A 19,415-nucleotide genomic window follows, 5' to 3' on the forward strand; every position below is an offset into this window, starting at 1 on the left:
TTTTTCATGCATACGGACCTTCTCTCCCCTGATTCACTGCGCCAGCTCATCTCTGGCCTGCTTAATCAAAAAAATATTTTGGTGGGCGATAACGACGATTTAATTCGCAACGGATTGGATTCAATGCAAATAATGGCATTGCTAAACCAGTTTAGGCGTCAAGGATATCGCGTTACCTTGCGTGAGCTTTACCAAAAGCCAACATTGCATGCCTGGGGCCAACTTCTGCAACGCCATGCACCGGTTGTTCCTTCGGTATCCCAAGATATAACGCCACTGCCACGGGCTCCACTGCCACGAATTGTAGATGCTCGTCCATTCCCATTGACGGCTGTACAACATGCTTATTTTGTCGGGCGTTCACCAGAACAAACCTTGGGGGGAGTTGGTTGTCATTTGTATCAAGAATTTGATGGTATCGGGCTGGAACCAAAACAATTAGAGGCCGCGATTCATGTGCTGATTCAGCGGCATCCGATGTTGCGCGTGCGTTTTTTGCCAGATGGACGCCAACAAGGCATAGCCCACGCTTACTGGAAAAAATTAACGGTTCATGACCTGCGCAACCTGACAGCAAATGAACAGCAACAAGCACTGAGCAACATACGTGAGCAACTGGACCATCGGGTATTGCAGGTTGAAAAAGGAGAAACATTCGATATTCAGCTGAGTCTGTTTGGTGATAATCAACATCGGCTGCATACGAATATCGACCTGTTGATCATGGATGCCGCCAGTTTCAGCCTGTTCTTTACCGAACTGGCAGCACTAATTGCCAAACGCAGCCTGCCTGCTATTTCTTCTGACTATGATTTTTGCAGTTATCTAACGCAATATCAGAGCCAATTCGGGCAAGCCCGGCAGGAAGCGGCGTTATTTTGGCGTAGCCGATTAGACACTTTGCCACTTGCTCCCCAGCTTCCTCTGGCGCGAGACCCTTCCCTGATAAAAAATGTCCGGATTCAGCGCAGATGTTTCCAGTTAGCACCTGAACATTGGGAGTGTTTTAAACAATTAGCGCAGCAAAACGGCGTTACGCCAACCATGGCATTGGCGACTGCATTTGCTGCTTTATTATGTCGCTGGAGCAATTCAACACGCTTGTTGTTTAACCTAACACTATTTGACCGAGCTTCGCTGCATCCTGCGGTTGACAACATTTTGGCGGATTTTACCAACATTCTATTACTGGACATTCCCGGTGATAATTTACCGTTCTGCCAACTGGCTCAGGATGCACAGGCAACATTCGCCGAAGCTTACGAACATCGTCACTGGTCTGGCGTAGAAGTTCTGCGTGAACTCAAGAAACGAGGTAACCATCCACACGGTGCACCAATTGTATTTACCAGCAATTTAGGCCGCCCTTTATATGGTGAGAATACCCTTGATGTGCTGGGAAAACCAAGCTGGGGAATATCACAAACTCCTCAGGTATGGTTGGATTTCGTTGCTTTTGAACATGAAAACGCGCTCAACATTCAGTGGGATAGCAACGATGAACTCTTCCCTGATGGTTTAATCGATACCTTATTCACTGCCTATCAAGGGCTTATTGAGAATCTGACAGAAAATGCTGCGCAATGGAGCAAAAAACTCCCCGATCTGATGCCTGAATCGCAATACCATTTGCGACATCAAATTAATAACACGATTGAACCACTACCCGACGCCTTATTGCATGAGGAAGTGTTTGCACAGGCAGAACGCACCCCCAATGCTGTTGCTTTAATCATTGATAATGAAAAAATGCGTTATAGCGAACTCAGTCTCGCAGCCCGTCGTTTAGCAGCAGTGCTGCAAAAAATACCGATTATGCCGGGAGATCGGGTTGCCATCAGTATGGAAAAAGGCATCGGACAAATTGTCGCTATATTAGCCATACTTTATGCGGGTGGTGTTTACGTTCCCGTCCCCGTAGATCAACCATTAAACCGACGTCGCGCTATCTGTGAAAGTGCCGGGATCAATGTTGTTATCATCGATCCAAAACAGCAGAATACGGCTTGGTCACAGGATGTACACTGCATTTTCTGGCATCAGGATGAGCAGTTACTGCCTTTAGCTGACATGCCTAAATGCGCAGTGACCGATCCTGCTTATATCATCTATACCTCTGGTTCAACCGGGGTGCCAAAAGGGGTGGTGATTAGCCATCAAAGCGCTCTCAATACCTGTCTGGACATCAATCGCCGTCATCAGGTTCAGAGCAGTGACCGGTTGCTGGCACTCTCTGCCCTGCATTTCGACCTCTCCGTTTATGACATTTTTGGCATCCTCAGTGCCGGAGGAGCATTGGTATTAATTAACGAAGCACAACGCCGCGACCCATCAACCTGGGAAATGCTGATCGGGCAACATAACGTTACATTGTGGAACAGCGTGCCGGCACTGTTTGATATGTTGCTGACCTATTGCGAAGGGATGGAAGTCGATGCGCCGAAAGCGCTTCGTACCGTGATGCTGTCCGGAGACTGGATCGGCTTGTCATTACCTGATCGTTACCGGGCGTTCAATCCTGATGGTGTATTAAGTGCTATGGGAGGCGCGACAGAAGCCGCTATTTGGTCGAATGAATATATCGTTAAACAAATTAATGCACAGTGGCGTTCTATTCCTTATGGTTATCCTTTGGCTAACCAGCGTTACCGTGTAGTCGGTAAAGATGGTCGGGATTGCCCTGATTGGGTTGTCGGTGAACTTTGGATTGGCGGCGCTGGTGTAGCATTGGGTTATTTTAATGATGAAGAACGCACTGCCGCCCAATTCGTCGTCGATCAGGGAGCCCGCTGGTATCGTACCGGTGATCTGGGCTGTTATCACCCTGAAGGCTGGCTTGAATTTATGGGACGCCGCGATAGTCAAGTCAAAATTGGAGGTTACCGAATTGAGCTGGGAGAAATTGATGCTGCCCTTAATCAAGTAACCGGTATCAGTAAAGGAGTTGCATTAACCAGTGGCGAAAAAGAGAAATCGCTGGTGGCGTTCCTTGAATTGGAAGGCGATGCTTTATGCCAACGGGTAAATAGTGCTCCGCAGTTACCGACAAACTATCGTGATCTGTTTCCTGCAATGCAGGCAATAACCAATGAGTCCGGTAAACCTGATGATCTCAGTGAACCTCAAGTTGCAATATTCCTGCTGGAACATCTGTCACGTTATGGTATTACGTTTACTTCGCCTCAATCGTTAACCGATTGTCTGAAACACTACCAACCTCAACCGGAATACCATGATTGGTTTGCCCGTATGCTGGCATCTCTTTGCCAATGTAATCTATTGAAATACAGTCTATTGGCTGAGTCTGCACATCATGTATACCAAGCCACATCGCCATCCACTGCATTTGATCATTCATTCACTTCATTCAATAATAATGAAGCAGGATCTATCCCTGAGCGCTGGCATGCTACGCTGCGTAATATTCTTACCGGACAACAGGCAGCAGTAACGTTACTTGATGATCCACAATTTGCACCGGAACAACAGCTCTTTGCACTACCAGAAACCCAACAAGGGCTGGCTGGATTAAAACAGGTAATCCTTGCCCTTTCCCAGCGATTACAACGCCCCGTTACCGTAATGGAGTTCGACGCCCGCAGTGGTCTTTGTGCCCAATGGCTGGCAGAACATATTACTGACCAACATCTGTCCTATATCGGCTTTGAACGTTCTCAGGCACTGATTAACCAGATGCAAACACGGTTAAGTCGCTACGCTCATACGTCAGTAAAACGCTGGCCTGAACAAATTCCTCAGTCGCTGCAATCTGAACCACTACAATCTGAGTTACTACAATCTGAGTTACTACAATCTGAGTTACTACAACATCAGGCAGATATTATCCTGCTGAACAATGTATTACACCGAGAAGAAGATCCGGCAAGCTGCATCAAGTCATTGCTGCCTTTGGCACAACCCGGTGCATTAGTGTTGGCAATGGAGTTACAACAAGCCTCTTCTCTCTCTCTGATTACCACTGAGTTGCTTTCACCTCATGGTATTCAGCTACACTCTGCGTCACAGTGGTTATCTCTTCTATCCCCACTACCATTACAAACAGAAACACCCATTACCATCGGCAATCTTAGTGTGTTGTTGATGCAAGCAAGTGACAGCGTCACCATTCCTGATCGGGGGAAAATTAAGTCCGTGCTGGCGCAACATTTGCCGGGATATATGATCCCACAGCGCTTGCATGTTATTCCGCATCTGCCCCTGACCCCTAACGGTAAGATTGATCGTAAGGCACTGGCGCAAGGCTTATCGTCTGCTACAAGCGTAATGTCCGCCACAAAAACAGAAGCTGCACGCCAGAATGAAATCACTTCGTTGAATACGCTGGAACAAACCGTTGCCGCCATTTGGCAACACCTGCTCAATACAGAGCAGCTAGACCATAACAGCGACTTTTTCCAACTGGGTGGTGATAGCCTTTTAGCTACACGTCTAATTGGTGAACTGGCACAACAAGGCTTTAAAGGTGAACTCAATCACCTTTTCCGTAATCCGCAATTGGCTGCGTTCACCGCTACACTTTCTCCTTTACTTGCGCCTCTGTCTGAAACGTCATCAGAAGCGTATGCAATACCAGAAGAACAAGATCAATATCAGCCTTTCCCATTAACCGAAGTTCAGCAAGCTTATCTGGTTGGACGCCATCCCGGTTTTGCCCTGAGTGGAGTTGGTGCGCATTTCTTTATCGAATACCGGATAGAACAATTAGATGTTCAACGTTTGAATCGGGTACTAAATCACCTGATCCAACGCCATCCGGTGCTTAGAACGGTTGTTATTAATGGACAGCAGCAGATATTGAAAGATGTCCCCATGTTTTCAGTTAAACAACACCCATTTGCTGATATCACTGAAGCAGACACATTGCGCGAACACCTGTCACATCAGGTATTAGACGCCAGCCACTGGCCAGTGTTCGATTTCCAACTGGCACAAGATAACAACTTTGTCTCCCGGCTATTTGTCAGTCTGGATAATCTGCTGTTAGATGGGTTGAGCATGCAGATATTGCTGGCTGAACTAGAACAGCTATACCTTGACGAGCAACATGAATTGCCACCACTGAACATCACATTCCGGGATTGTGTGTTACGTCAGCAACAAATGCCGGCGCATCAGAATTCACTGCAATATTGGCAGGAGCGAGTGAAAACATTACCACTGGCTCCACAATTGCCATTGCGTATTGCACCGGAAAGTGTTCAATCCCCGCGTTTTGTGCGTTACAGCGATCGGTTATCTGCACATGAATGGAATCAGTTAAAGCAACATGCTGCACCTCATCAGATAACGCCTTCCGCACTTCTCATTGCAGCTTATGCGGCTGTTTTGTCCGCTTTCAGCACCAAACCGGAATTAACCCTTAATCTCACCCTTTTCGATCGCCCACACTGGCACGAAGACATTAAACATATTCTGGGAGATTTCACTTCACTGTCACTACTGGCCTGGCACCCAGAGAAAAACTGGCTATCAAGTGCTCGGCGGCTGCAACAACAGTTATGGCAAGATCTGGATCACCGCCATATCTCAGCGATCAGGGTAATGCGTGAACTGACACAGAGTCGTGGTGCCGAGGCGGCCGTTATGCCGGTTGTTTTCACCAGTGCATTGGGAACCCATGAAGGACAATTCCTTTCACATTCATCATGGATGAAACCCGTTTGGGGTATCTCGCAAACGCCACAAATCTGGCTGGATCATCAGGTTTACGAATCTGACAACGAGCTTTGCCTGAACTGGGATGCGGTGGAAGAATTATTTGAGCCACATCAGCTACAAAACATGTTCAACAGCTATATGGCGCTATTACGCACTCTCGCTGCACAGCCAGAAAGCTGGCATTCCGCATTGGAACAACTGATGCCACGCCAGCAATGCCTGATGATTGAAGATAATGTGGTTAAAGATAATGTGGTTGAAGATAACGCATCTGCGGTTATTGCACCAACACGTTCGGAAGGATTTGATCCACAAGTATGCCGTGAAATATGCAGCGAAATTCAACGCCTGTTTTTATCCGTAATAAATCAACCTATCAATGCACAACAGAACTTTTTTGAGGCAGGAGCCAACTCGCTACAACTCATTCAATTGCACGGCAAATTACAACATGCGGGTTTCCAGCATCTTGCCATTACTGACTTATTCGCTTATCCAACACCAGAAACACTCAGCTTGCACTGCCGAAAGGACACTCAAGACGAAAATCACCAGTCGATGACTCTTCGTCAGCGTCAACAACAAAAGCGTCTGCAACAACGGGAAAAACGTCATAAAGGAGCTGCACAATGACTGATTTAACGCCTCACTACGATAATTGTGATCCCATCGCAGTGATTGGCCTTGCCTGCCGTTTTCCGCAGGCACCAGATAGCGATACTTTCTGGCACAACCTGCAACATGGGGTTGAGTGTACAACTACACTCTCCCGTCAAACATTATTGGATGCAGGTATTCCTCCTGAAGTCATTGATAGTGAAAATTTTGTCAATCGGGCTGCACTACTGGAGAACGCGGAACAATTTGACGCTACGCTGTTTGGCTATTCACGTCAGGAAGCCGAAATGCTCGATCCTCAGCAGCGTCTGTTCCTGCAAACAGCCTGGCATGCGCTTGAACATGCCGGTTATTCACCACGGAATGTACACCTGAAAACAGGGGTTTTCGCCAGTAGCCGGGTCAGTACCTGGCCTTCATGGTCACAATTCACCATGACCGATGTGGGCAAAGTTAAAGGGCTACAGGCGTTAATGAGCAATGATAAAGATTATCTTGCGACTCGCACTGCCTATAAATTAAACCTGAAAGGCCCGGCCCTGACAGTACAAACAGCCTGCTCAAGTTCACTGGTTGCTGTACATATGGCTTGTGAAAACCTGCGTTCCGGTGAATGCGACATGGCACTGGCCGGTGGAGTAGCGATTTCTTTCCCACAAGAAAGCGGCTATTCGTATCAACCGGGAATGATCTTCTCACCTGATGGACATTGTTGCCCCTTTGATAGCCAAGCCAATGGCACCTACGGCGGCAATGGCGTTGGTGTTGTCACACTGAAACGTCTGAGTGATGCGCTGCGCGATGGTGATCCCATTATGGCGGTGCTGCGTGGCAGTGCGATTAATAATGATGGCAACGAAAAAGTGGGCTTTACAGCCCCTTCGGTTAATGGTCAGCGCAACGTTATTACCGAAGCATTACAACTGGCAGATGTCAGCATTGATGATGTTGGCATGATTGAAGCACACGGCACAGGCACACCCCTTGGCGATCCGATAGAAGTTGACGCATTACGCAGTATATTCTCTGACCGCAGTTCGGCAATACCACCTTGTTACCTTGGCTCAGTGAAAAGCAACATTGGTCATCTCGATACCGCCGCAGGCATTGCCAGCCTGATTAAAACGGTTCTGTCTGTCTGGCATGGTTACATTCCGCCAACGATCAATGTACAGCAACCCAATCCGGCATTAAGACTGGAAGAAAGTCCATTCAGGCTGGCAATACAAGGGCAACATTGGACGCAAGAATTGCGTACCGCTGGCGTTTCTTCATTCGGGATTGGCGGCACCAACTGCCATATCGTGGTGCAATCATTGCCCGAAGAATTACATCACCGCCGTATCAATCATTCGCAAGCTCATGCACAAGTTCCTTCACAAACAGCGCCTTTATTGCTCTCTGCCGCTTCCGAATCCTCATTGCGTCAATTGGCACAACGTTACGCGATGGCACTCAATAGCACACCAGAAAATCATGCAGATCTGGCCTGGACTGCATTGCAGGGGCGCGATCTTTCACTGCCGTGGCGTTTGGCTCTTACATTGACACCACTAGATGTTGATAAAAACGCTGAAAAAAGTGCTGCAAAAAGTGCTGCGAGTTTATCTGCCTTTGCGAACCATAGCCCAACTCCGGACATTTTTAGCGGGCAAGCCAAAAGTGAAAGCAAGCAACTGTGGCAATTCAGCGGACAAGGTTGTCAATGGTCTGGCATGGGAAAAGCCATGTATGTCAACTCTCCTGTTTTCTCCGCCATGTTGGATCGCTGTTGTGCTGCCTGTGCATCCGAGTTGGCACTGCCATTAAAAGCCGTGATGTTCGGAGAACATGATGATGCATTAGCTACCACTGAATATGCACAACCAGCAATTGTAGCGCATCAAATTGCGCTGGCGGCACACTGGCGAGCGCTTGGATTAAAGCCTGATTACGTATTGGGGCACTCAGTCGGAGAGTTCGCCGCTGCCGTTGTTGCCGGCATTTTCACGCCTGAACAAGTCATGCCGCTAGTCACGGTGCGGGGCAAACTGATGCAAAAATGTGCCCAAGGCGGGGCAATGCTGGCCGTTTTTGCCAACGAAGAAGATATTCTTCCCTTTACTCGTTCGCTGGCATTGGATCAAGCCGTTTGCAATGGCCCACAACACTGGGTCTGGGCGGGTACAGAAACGGAAATTGATACACTGGCACAACGGCTGGAACAGCAACAGATTCGTTGCCAGCGCCTTAACGTTGCCTGTGCAGCGCATTCAGCCATGCTTGATTCAGTTCTGGATGCATTTTCTCTGCATTGTAACGGCTTACGACCTGCATCGGGAGAAATTCCGCTGGTCTCCACCCTGACAACCAATATTGCAACGTCTGAACAATTGGGTTCACCAGACTACTGGCGTAACCATATGCGCCAGACAGTGCGTTATTATCAATCCATTGAATTTGTCCGCCTGCAAGGTGTGGCATTATTTGTAGAGTTCGGTGCTGATGCACAGCTAACGGGTATCGGACGGCGTGTCGGTCTGCCACAAGAAACCTGGATTGCCTGTGCACAGCGTCAAAGCTCCCCAGAAACAGTTCAGCAAACGGCTCTAATGCAACTTTACTGTGCTGGTGTACAACTGGATTGGCAGCGTCTTTTCCCGCTCACAGGGGCAAAATGCCATGCTCCGCTCTATCCATTTGATAAGCAACACTACAGCTTTGCGGCCGCCAAATCTGTACAACTTACAGCCAATGCCAATACTGGGCCGGATATCAATTCCCTGATCGATCCTGCTATTGAGCAAAATTCCGATGCGGCAATACTACGAGCACTGTATACCGATGCATTGATATATCAATGTCATGGGCGTGAAGCTGAACAAGGTTTCAGCGCTATCGACACGATTCGGGCTGGTCGGCTGCAACCGTGCTGGTGCCCACTGCTGGAACAATTACTGACTTATTGTGTTCAACAAGGCTATTACCAAGAAGTTTCCGGGCCAATAGTTTCCGGGCCAACAGTTTCCGGGCCAACAGCGTCCGCCCAAACAATAAGTCAAATGTATCGTCCTCACCATGCCCTGCCGTATGCCAGACGCCGGTTATTGGAGGCAAATTTACTCACTGATTTTCCGGCACTGATCTACGCTGGTGAACGCTTATTCGCTCTGTTGAGTGGTCGCGCCGATCTGCCCCGCCAATGCTTATCCATAAAAAAACAAGTCATGACAAAATCATGGTTGCCTGCGCCTCAGCCATGTCCTGATACTCATTATGCCCTGCATTGGCGCACAATAAATATTGTGGATAATGCGGATAAACAGAAATCTTCAGCGACATATACTTTTTGCTCATCAACGACTCTTCGTTCGTCAACGGCGAGTGACACGATTGCCAACCATTGGCGTCAGGCAGGTATTAATTTGCAGCCTGAAAGCGGAAATACATTATTACTGCTCCAAGGCAATGATGTTGCTGAATTATGTGATCAAGTTATCAGCGAATTAAAACGCGATGAAACAGCGCCTTTAACTGTTATTACCTGCTGCGCCCAACCGGAAACCACCTTATCAAAAGAGAATATCAATCCGGCTCAATACGCGGTTTGGGCGTTGCTGCGTGTCGCGGTTGAAGAGTATCCCCATCGTCGTATTCAGGCGATTGATATGGCTGATATCAACGATGCTGACGCTTTGTCATTAGCGCTTGGCTATTTGAATGAACACGATCATGAATACAAACACAGACATGAAAACCACCGTTGGCTGAGAGTACGCGGAAATCAAGTTTCGGTGCCTGTTTTACAATGTCAACCATTAGCGTTATCACAACAGCCGATGTCAATTCCTCATCAGGGGTGGCATATCGTTACTGGCGGCATGGGCGGTATCGGTCAGATTTCCATCCGTTGGTTGCTGGCACATGGCGCGCGTAAGATTGCCGTATTTGCCCGCCGCCAAAATGCGGACTGGGATGCCTTTGTACAAGCGCTGTCACTGAATAACGAATGTGAAATACGTTGGATTAACGTTGATGTCACTGACACGCCAGCCTTGTTAAACGCAGTGCAAACACTGGCACAAGAGGATTGCATCGCGGGTGCGATTCATGCTGCCGGAATCGCTGATCATACCCGGCTGGCAGAACTGGAGCATCCACGCCTGTCACAAATGTTATCCGTCAAAGCCCAAAGTGCATCGGCGTTGCAAGCCGCACTTCAACAACATAATGCACACTATCTGCTGCTTCACGCTTCTGCCGCATCCATGTTAGGCGCTCAGGGACAAGGCGCCTACGCAATCGCCAACGCTTGTTTAGAATCTTTGGCACTGACAGCCCCCGAGTCGTTGACGGTAAAAACATTAATAGTAAAAACGTTGGTTTGGGGCGTTTGGGGTGGCATTGGTATGGCCAGCGACCGACGATTGGTGGAAAAACTGGCGCAAGATGGCATGTTACCGTTCAGCACAAATGAAGGTATCTGGCATCTCAATCAATCTCTGCACACCTCATCGCCTTGCTATCTGGCAATGCGGTTAGATGAACGTCATCCTGATATTTTGCGGCGTTTACAAGCTGACATTACCCATGTCGCCGAAAAACCTGCATCTTCCCCCTCTGCCGAAGTCTCTGTAGATAACTCGCTCTATCAGGACAGTAAACAGCGAATTATCTGGCTGCGTCAGCATATCGCGACACTATTGCGTTTAGAACAGCCTGAACGTTTAGAACCACAACAGGATTTATTGCAATTCGGTTTGGATTCCCTGCTGTTTCTGGAGCTGAATACAGTGATCCACCAGCAATTTGGTTTCAGGTTAACCGCAGGATTGGCTTATCAGAATATGACGCTGGAAGGGCTTGATGCACTTATTGGGGACGCATTGCCTGAGCAACCCGTTGCCTTTTCTCAATCTGAGATCATGATTGACAGCACCCGACATCATGAGCCATTTCCTTTGACACCAATTCAACACGCTTACTGGATCGGCCGTACTCAGGCCATTGATTTTGGTGGTGTGGCTTGTCACGTCCTGTTTGAATGGGATCTGGAACTGGATAGCTTTGATATCCCACGTTTTGAGAAGGCATGGAATGCTTTAATTCAGCGTCATGGCATGTTACGCATGATAGTGGATGAAGATGGGCAACAAAGAATTCTACCTGAAACACCTTGGTATTCTTTATCGCAAGATGATTTACGGACGCTGGACGATACAACCGGTGAACAGGCTTTGGCTCAGCGTCGTCATACCCTTTCTTACCAAGTGCCATCCGCGGAACAGTGGCCACTATTTGAAATCTCTGTTTCATTGCTACCGAATGAACGTTGCCGCTTACATATGAACCTGGATCTGTTGCAATTTGACGTACAGAGTTTCCGGATCATGATGGACGATCTCCAACGGGCTTATCACCAGCAGCAACCATTGGCTCCACAAACATTTACTTTCCGCGACTACGTGATGGCAGAACAGGCGCAACGTGAAAGTAAAGAGTGGCGGGCATCATGGGCATACTGGCAGGAACAATTACTTTCACTGCCCCCTGCGCCAAGATTGCCGTTGAATCCACAACTGCCTGAGCGTAGCCAACCACAATTCACGACTTATGAAGGTCGTCTGGCACAATCTGACTGGCAACTACTGAAACAAAGCTGGAAAAAATGGGGAGTCACGCCTTCTGCGGGGCTGTTGACACTGTTTGCTCATACGCTTGAATGGTACAGTCGTCATCCGCTGTTTACCCTCAACCTGACATTCTTTAACCGACAGCCTTTCCATCCAGAGGTTCAAGAGCTGATTGGTGATTTTACCTCTGTCATGTTGATGGATTTTGATTTACGCAAGACCACCTCCCTGCGTGCCAGCATGGAAAAAACCCAGTCCTTGCTCTGGCAGCGCCTGAGCCATAGTCATGTCAATGGTGTTGAAGTATTGCGGGAACTCGGTCGCCAGCAATCTGGTGAAGCCCAAAGCCGGCAACCACTGACACCGGTCGTTTTCACCAGTATGTTGGGGATGGCACAAGAAGGGGTCGCAATCAAGCAATCCATTACTCAATTACTGGGCGATCCGGTCTTTGTTCTGAGCCAAACCCCGCAAGTCTGGCTCGATCATCAGGTTATGGAAGTGGATGGTGACTTGCTGTTTAACTGGTATTGCATGGATGATGTGCTGGAACCGGGTGTTATTGAAACACTGTTTGCTGCTTACAACGCGCTGCTAGTGCAAATCGCGCAAGCAGCACAAACAGCGCAAATTTGCCACCAGCCTGAACGCATCGAGAATTATGATCTTCATACACCGCCTGTCGGTCACACACGCTATGACTTCTGGCCGCAACATCCTGAATTGCATCAAGCCGAACAACATCTGCGTTCTAAGCCTGAAATACGGCTGGCAGAGATTCAGCCACGTCAGGACGATACTCAAAGTTACAATTTATGGCTGGTAGCAGAAGATAATTTGTCATTATCGTTGCCAGAACCGCTGGCAATAAACACCGGAGTATTACCGCTACCAACGTTAGCGGAACAACAAGCATTTGAGCACTCTTGGCAACATATTGAGCAACAAGCATTCTTGGGGCTGGGTCAGACCTTACTGCGCCATAATTTGTTCACTTCTTCAAAAAAATGCCATTCTCGTGAAGAGATCGAACAACGCTTACAACTGGCACCACAATATCAACGCCTGCTTACCCAATGGCTTGCGTTATTAAGCAAGCAAGGATTTATTGAAAAAGTCGGTGACGGATACTGTTGTCTGCAACCGCTCAGCCAGATCCCTGCCCCTACGGCAAAACTGGATGATGCGGTATGGTGCCAAACTATCAGCCGTTATGTAGCATCATGTATCAACCAACATGACACCCTGCTTGCCGGACGAACCAATGCCTTGGAACTGCTGTTTACCGATAAACAAACCACAGCCAGCCTCTACAGTGAGAACCCGGCATTACGTTGTCTGAACCAAACTGCCGCTGAAATTGTCCGGCAATTGAGCCAGACATCCGAACATTTCACGGTACTGGAAGTGGGTGCAGGAACGGGAGCCACATCAGAAAAAGTCCTTAAACACAATGCACAAGCCATTGACAGTTACCACTTTACTGATGTTTCGCCGCTATTCTTGGATGATGCACGCCAGTTACTCAATCACTATGGCGAAACCGTAAAATTTGCCCTGTTCGACATTAACCAACATATTGATTTTGCTCAGCATCCTGAATCTGGCTATGACCTGATTATGGCAGTTAACGTCTTGCATGATGCCATCCATCTGAAAAATACCCTGAAACGTCTGTCCCGCTTACTGAAACCCGGCGGGTGGTTGTTGATTATTGAATCAACCAAGCGCGAAAGTGCGATGCAGCTCGCCAGTGTCGGATTTATTGAAGGCATTAACGCCTGGGCTGACGATCGCGGAGATGATCACGGTGATGGCTACGGTAATAGCGCGTTGCTGGAACTTGCAGGCTGGCGTAAGTGTTTGGAAAAGTCCGGTTATCGGGTTTCACTGGAATGGCCGGGACAAGATGGGCCAGAACTGCATCAACAACTGATTCTGGCGCAGGCTGAACAACAAGCACGACTGAATGTCAGCGAAATAGCGACACAATTTTCCACCTTGCCTTACTCATTGCATATTCAACAGCAAGAGCAGTTACCGTTGGCAGCATTACCGCCGAGTTTCCGGTTGAACATAGTGACCGCCAAAGAGAACATGGTACAACCGTTAACCACGGAAACTGTGCCATCGGAAACAGCAGACGATCAGCTTCCTGATATTGAACAGCAAGTGATGGCGCTCTGGAATTCACTGCTTCCTCAGTCAATACAGCGTCACAGTGACTTTTTCCAAAGTGGTGGTGACAGCCTAATTGCAACCCGCATGGTGGTGCAACTACGCCGCCAAGGTTATGGACAAGCTAATCTGCAACAACTGTTTGAACATCCCAAGTTGAGTGAATTTTGCCGTACCCTGCGGGTCGTTGAGACAAATTCAGTGGCATTGGCAACACCGCATCAAACTGAACCAGCATCAGAGCAAATGCTGCCACTCACCCCCCTGCAATATGCTTATTGGTTGGGAGAGAGCCAACTGTTCCAGTTTGGTAACGGTATCGCCCATTTCTACGCTGAACTGGCTATCGACGGGCTGGATCTGCCTCGTTTCACAACTGCATGGAATCGAGTGATAAACCATCATGCGCAATTACGCGGTTATGTGAAGGATGGTCAGTATCATATTCTGCCGGAAGTTCCCTGCTATACGCCGACAGTCATTGATTGCCGTAGCATGATGCCGAATGAGCGCGAGACACAACTGAATAACGCCCGCGACATTCTGCGTATTCAAGGGGTTCCCAGCGACAACTGGCCGCTGTTTGATTTAACGCTGTACCATACCGATGATCGGACGCATCTATTGCACCTGACCATTGATCTGCTGGTGGCGGATGGTAAAAGCCTGACGTTAATCTTGCGTGATTTACATCATTGCTATCAGCAACCTGACTGGCAGCCAGAACCGCCAGTTGCGACTATTGGTGACTATATTCAGGCACTGGAGAATGAAAAAACCGAAGAAACCTGGCAACAAAGCCGACAATACTGGCTCGATCGTTTGCCTTCACTGCCTGATGCGCCGGTACTACCACTGAAAGATCACCAGTCACAGCAACTGGATCAACAGTGCCTGACAGGATATATCAGTCCACAACAATGGCAGCGCTTGCAACAACGTGCAGCAGAACATCGGGTATCACCATCACAGGTGATGCTCACGCTATTTGCCCATATTTTGTCGGTATGGAGCAACAGCGAACATTTCACGATCAATGTCCTGCATGGCAATCGCCTGTTAATGCCACAGCATTGCGATATATTAGTTGGCAATCTGTCCACTACATCATTGCTGGAAGTGGACTTACGCAATATTTCAGGGTTCAGCGATGCCGCAAGCCGGATACAAAGACAATGGTTCGCCGATCTTCTACATGCACTGTTTGACGGTCAATTGGTACTCAGAGAGAAAAATCAGCATCGCCACAATCTGAATGCCGGAATGCCGATCGTATTCAACGATACAACCGGTACTGCGGGCAAAGGGCCATCAGGGTTAGGAACACTGAATCTCTTTGGTGCACAAACCCCTCATGTTTATCTCGACTGTATGCTCATTTCCGGCTCAGATGGCGGTGTCACCATACAATGGGCGATCTTGCCGCAATTGTTCCAGCCCCAAGTGGCAGAAAACATGTTTGCCCATTATCAAGCCAGCATCGTTGCATTGCTCGAACCGAATTATCAATGGAGTACCCCGCTTCCTGAATGGCTTCCGGCAAATGATCACGCTTTGTGCCAGAACAGTAATTCGACCAAGAGTGATTTTCCATCCCATACCCTTTGCTCGCTGATTGCACAGGCAGTGAACCAGTATCCGCAACACATTGCCGTTGTCGATGCTTCTCGCCAGATCGACTATCGCACTTTGTGGTCACAAAGCCTATCACTGGCGGCTCATTTGCAAGCGCAGGAAAATCAGACTTCGTCTTTGATTGGTATCGTGATGGAAAAAGGCTGGGAACAGGTTGTTGCGGTGATTGCAATTTTATTGGCAGGACGCGCTTATCTGCCCATTGATGCCAGCTATCCGCAACAGCGAATTCACCAGCTATTGGCATCAGGAGAAGTGAATACTGTACTGACGCAACCTAAGTTCGCTCAACAGATCGGCTGGCCTGACAATGTACAAGTCATCTCTCTGGATGAAACATTGCTCAACAACTTGCCAGTAACCCGCGAGCCGCGTTTATCTGTACGCCCTGAAGATTTGGCTTATGTCATTTTCACTTCAGGCTCTACCGGAAAACCGAAAGGCGTGATGATAGATCATCAGGGTGCGATCAATACCATTCTTGATATTAACCAACGCATCGCACTCAATGAGCGCGATAGCGTGCTGGCAATCTCAGAGTTAACCTTCGACCTCTCAGTTTATGACTTATTTGGCACGCTGAGCCGTGGGGCAAAACTGGTTATGCCTTCTCCCGGTGACAGTAAACAACCCGACAAATTACTGGCATGGCTGCAACAAGAATCGGTTACAGTCTGGAACTCTGTTCCGGCATTTGTGCAACTGCTTGAGGAATATGCCCACAGCTATCCGCATTCCCTACATCCACATCCCCTAAACAGTCTGCGCTGGGTATTGATGAGTGGTGATTGGATACCAATCAATTTACCGGCAAAATTATATGCTCTTCATCCCGCACTTAACTTGCTGAGTTTGGGCGGTGCAACCGAGGCATCAATCTGGTCCATTGCCTATCCTATTACACACGTTGATCCAAATTGGCGCAGTATCCCATATGGTAAGCCTCTGGCTAATCAGACTTTCTATGTACTTAATGCGGTACTTTCACCTTGTCCGGTCTGGGTAACCGGTGAACTGTATATTGGCGGACAAGGGCTGGCACTGGGTTATTGGGCCGATTCTGAAAAAACAGAACAGGCATTTATCACTCATCCGCAAACGGGTGGACGGCTTTACCGCACAGGTGACTTAGGGCGCTGGCTGCCAGATGGAAATATCGAGTTTCTGGGGCGCAATGATCACCAGATTAAAATTCGTGGCTACCGGATTGAACTGGGCGAAATTGAGCATCGTTTATGTGAACATCCTGCGATACAACAAGCGCTGGTATTTGCACATACGACGTCAACCGGTGCATTGCAATTGGTCGCGGGCTTACGTTTAACGGATAACGCACCAGTCTCTACTGAACTTTTACCAATACTGCCTCACTGGTTACAGCAAACCCTGCCGATTTGGATGTGTCCGCAGCGATTTATTATTCTTGATACGATCCCTGTATCCGACAACGGTAAAATTGACAGACGCACATTGGTTACTCTGGTTGAAGAAGCGCAAGAAGTTAATTCAACGCCATCTGCAACGACGCTCAATGTGACAGGAAAAACGGTATTAAACCTTTGGGAATCAGTATTAGAGCAACAAGGTATCAACATATATGAGAGCTTCTTTACCCTTGGTGGAGATTCTCTTGCAGCAGTACGATTGATGGTAAAAATCAATCAGACGTTCAATCGCCAATATCCGCTCAGCCTGCTGCAAACTTACGATACCGTGCATTCATTGGCTGAATTTATTGAACATCAACCGGAAAACACCTGCCAAGGTGTGATACTGAACGAGGGAAATGTTGAACAACCTGCATTGTTCATCGTCCATCCTATTGGCGGACATCTGTTGGGATATCGTCATTTGGCGGCTGATTTCGGCGCTCAACGTCTGATTGGTCTGGCATTTACACCCGCTAGCCTGAATACCGATGAACCTTCTGTTGCAGCGCTGGCGGCTGACTATATCAACCAAATCCGTACTCTCCAGCCTAAAGGCCCTTACGCACTGGCAGGTTGGTCTTTCGGTGGATTAGTCGCTTATGAAATGGCGCATCAATTACGTGTTGCGGGTGAAAGCGTTTCTCACTGCATCCTGATTGATAGCTTCGCACCGAACGTACGCACCGATCTGATTCTGGATAATACATTCTGCCACCGTCATTTCCTGCGCGATTTACAGGGACAATTCCCTGATCTGACACTGGATAACAGTGCGATCACGACCAATACAGAGACATTCCTGCAATCGCTGCATGGAGCCCTGCCACAATCTGCACAGATTGATAGCTCGCTGACCGCACTTTATGCCGTATGGCACCATAATCTGCGGGCATTGCTTGGTTACTGCCCACCGCGGACTGCACAACCTTTCTGCCTTATTCGGGCAGCACAGGCGTTGCCTGATTTTATGGATTATCTCGATCCAACAACAATCACCTCAACTGATCTTGGCTGGCAGGCTTTCGGGCCAGTCAATGTGACACAACTTGATGGTGATCACTACAGCCTATTCCAACCCAAACATGTCAGCTCTCTGGTTACGTGTCTGAAAAACATCCTGCGTTCAGCCCCAACTATTGAGCCTGTTAAGGAGAACATATGATAAAGCCACAGCGGGTTCTGATTGTCGGTGCCAAATTTGGCGAACTGTACCTTAATGCATTTCTGCAACCCCGGCCAGATCTGGAACTGGCCGGTATTCTGGCACAAGGCAGCCCTCGTTCGCAGCAACTGGCCCGTGATTTCAATGTGCCCCTATTCCGCTCATTGGATGAATTGCCGGACGACATTGATATTGCCTGCGTGGTAATACGCGCAGAAGTTATTGGTGGCAAAGGCGATCAATTAACTCAAGCATTATTGGCGCGGGGTATTTCTGTTATTCAGGAACACCCCCTTGATACAGAAGCCATCAAAAGGCATCAGTCAACCGCTGACAAACATGGTGTTATGTTTTGGGTCAATAGCTTTTACAGCCAATGCCATGCCGGCAGAAGCTGGTTACATGCGGCCCATCAAATCAGCCAGTTATCACAGCAACGTCCGATAAGTGGCAATCTGACAACCAGCCGTCAGTTACTGTTTTCCGCACTTGATCTGTTGCTACAGGCATGTCATTGCCCGGAACAGATAGAGATAGCTGATGTAAGTCAACCGAGTGGCGCATTTCATTGCTTTGAACTCAGCTTTGCAGGCACAACGATAACGTTAAACGTTCAATCCTATCTGGACCTCAGAGATCCAGATATGCACAACCTTGTCATGCACAAGACGACGCTGATTTGGCCCGCAGGTTACCTGACGCAAGAAGCCAGTTATGGGCCGGTTATCTGGACACCGGTTCTTCATGCACCAAATCATCTGAATAATGGGCAGAGCCTCTATCTGAACGCCGGTCAGCCGGATGGCACTTACCTGCACCAAACAACATCTCACATTCTTTGTCCGGCAACCAAAGACTGGATGACGGCATTTGAATGTGATGGTGCGGAAGGCGTGGCATTTCTACTCAGTACCTTAAGTTCTGTATTGAATGGTGCACTCTGCCCCCCTGCTTTCAGCTACGATTACCAGCTACGGCTGGCAGGTTTATGGCAACAAATTTTGCGCATCATGGGAGAGCCTGTTAGTCAGGAATTACAGCCCCCAGTCTGGATTGATCCGGCTCAATTAATGCTGACTATTGACGCTAACCGTTGATGCT

At 48.3% G+C, this 19,415-nt stretch carries 3 protein-coding genes; all 3 read left to right on the forward strand.

Going from position 1 to position 19,415, the window contains the following annotated elements; all coding sequences use genetic code 11:
- Positions 1-6 precede the first annotated feature (6 nt).
- Genes PSI14_RS00595 through PSI14_RS00605 form a run of 3 tightly spaced genes read left to right on the forward strand, consistent with a single transcriptional unit; the run spans position 7 to position 19,411 of the window.
- Positions 7-6,312 (forward strand): non-ribosomal peptide synthetase, encoded by a 6,306-nt coding sequence (locus tag PSI14_RS00595; protein ID WP_273573907.1) that lies wholly within the window; start codon positions 7-9, stop codon positions 6,310-6,312.
- Positions 6,309-18,314 (forward strand): non-ribosomal peptide synthetase/type I polyketide synthase, encoded by a 12,006-nt coding sequence (locus PSI14_RS00600; protein WP_273573908.1) that lies wholly within the window; start codon positions 6,309-6,311, stop codon positions 18,312-18,314. Before PSI14_RS00595 ends, PSI14_RS00600 begins: the two co-directional genes overlap by 4 nt.
- Positions 18,311-19,411: a Gfo/Idh/MocA family oxidoreductase gene (locus PSI14_RS00605; RefSeq protein WP_273573909.1), complete on the forward strand. Its 1,101-nt coding sequence runs from the start codon at positions 18,311-18,313 to the stop codon at positions 19,409-19,411. The genes PSI14_RS00600 and PSI14_RS00605 overlap by 4 nt, the downstream gene beginning before the upstream one ends.
- The last annotated feature ends 4 nt before the right edge of the window (positions 19,412-19,415 follow it).

It is taken from the genome of Xenorhabdus anantnagensis (assembly GCF_028598555.1).
In the GTDB taxonomy this organism is placed as follows: Bacteria; Pseudomonadota; Gammaproteobacteria; order Enterobacterales; family Enterobacteriaceae; genus Xenorhabdus; species Xenorhabdus anantnagensis.

What these genes read in the sequence shown, in the direction of transcription:
- PSI14_RS00595 (WP_273573907.1), top strand. Translation starts at nt 7, where the DNA reads ATGCATACGGACCTTCTCTCCCCTGATTCACTGCGCCAGCTCATCTCT.
- PSI14_RS00600 (WP_273573908.1), top strand. Translation starts at nt 6,309, where the DNA reads ATGACTGATTTAACGCCTCACTACGATAATTGTGATCCCATCGCAGTG.
- PSI14_RS00605 (WP_273573909.1), top strand. Translation starts at nt 18,311, where the DNA reads ATGATAAAGCCACAGCGGGTTCTGATTGTCGGTGCCAAATTTGGCGAA.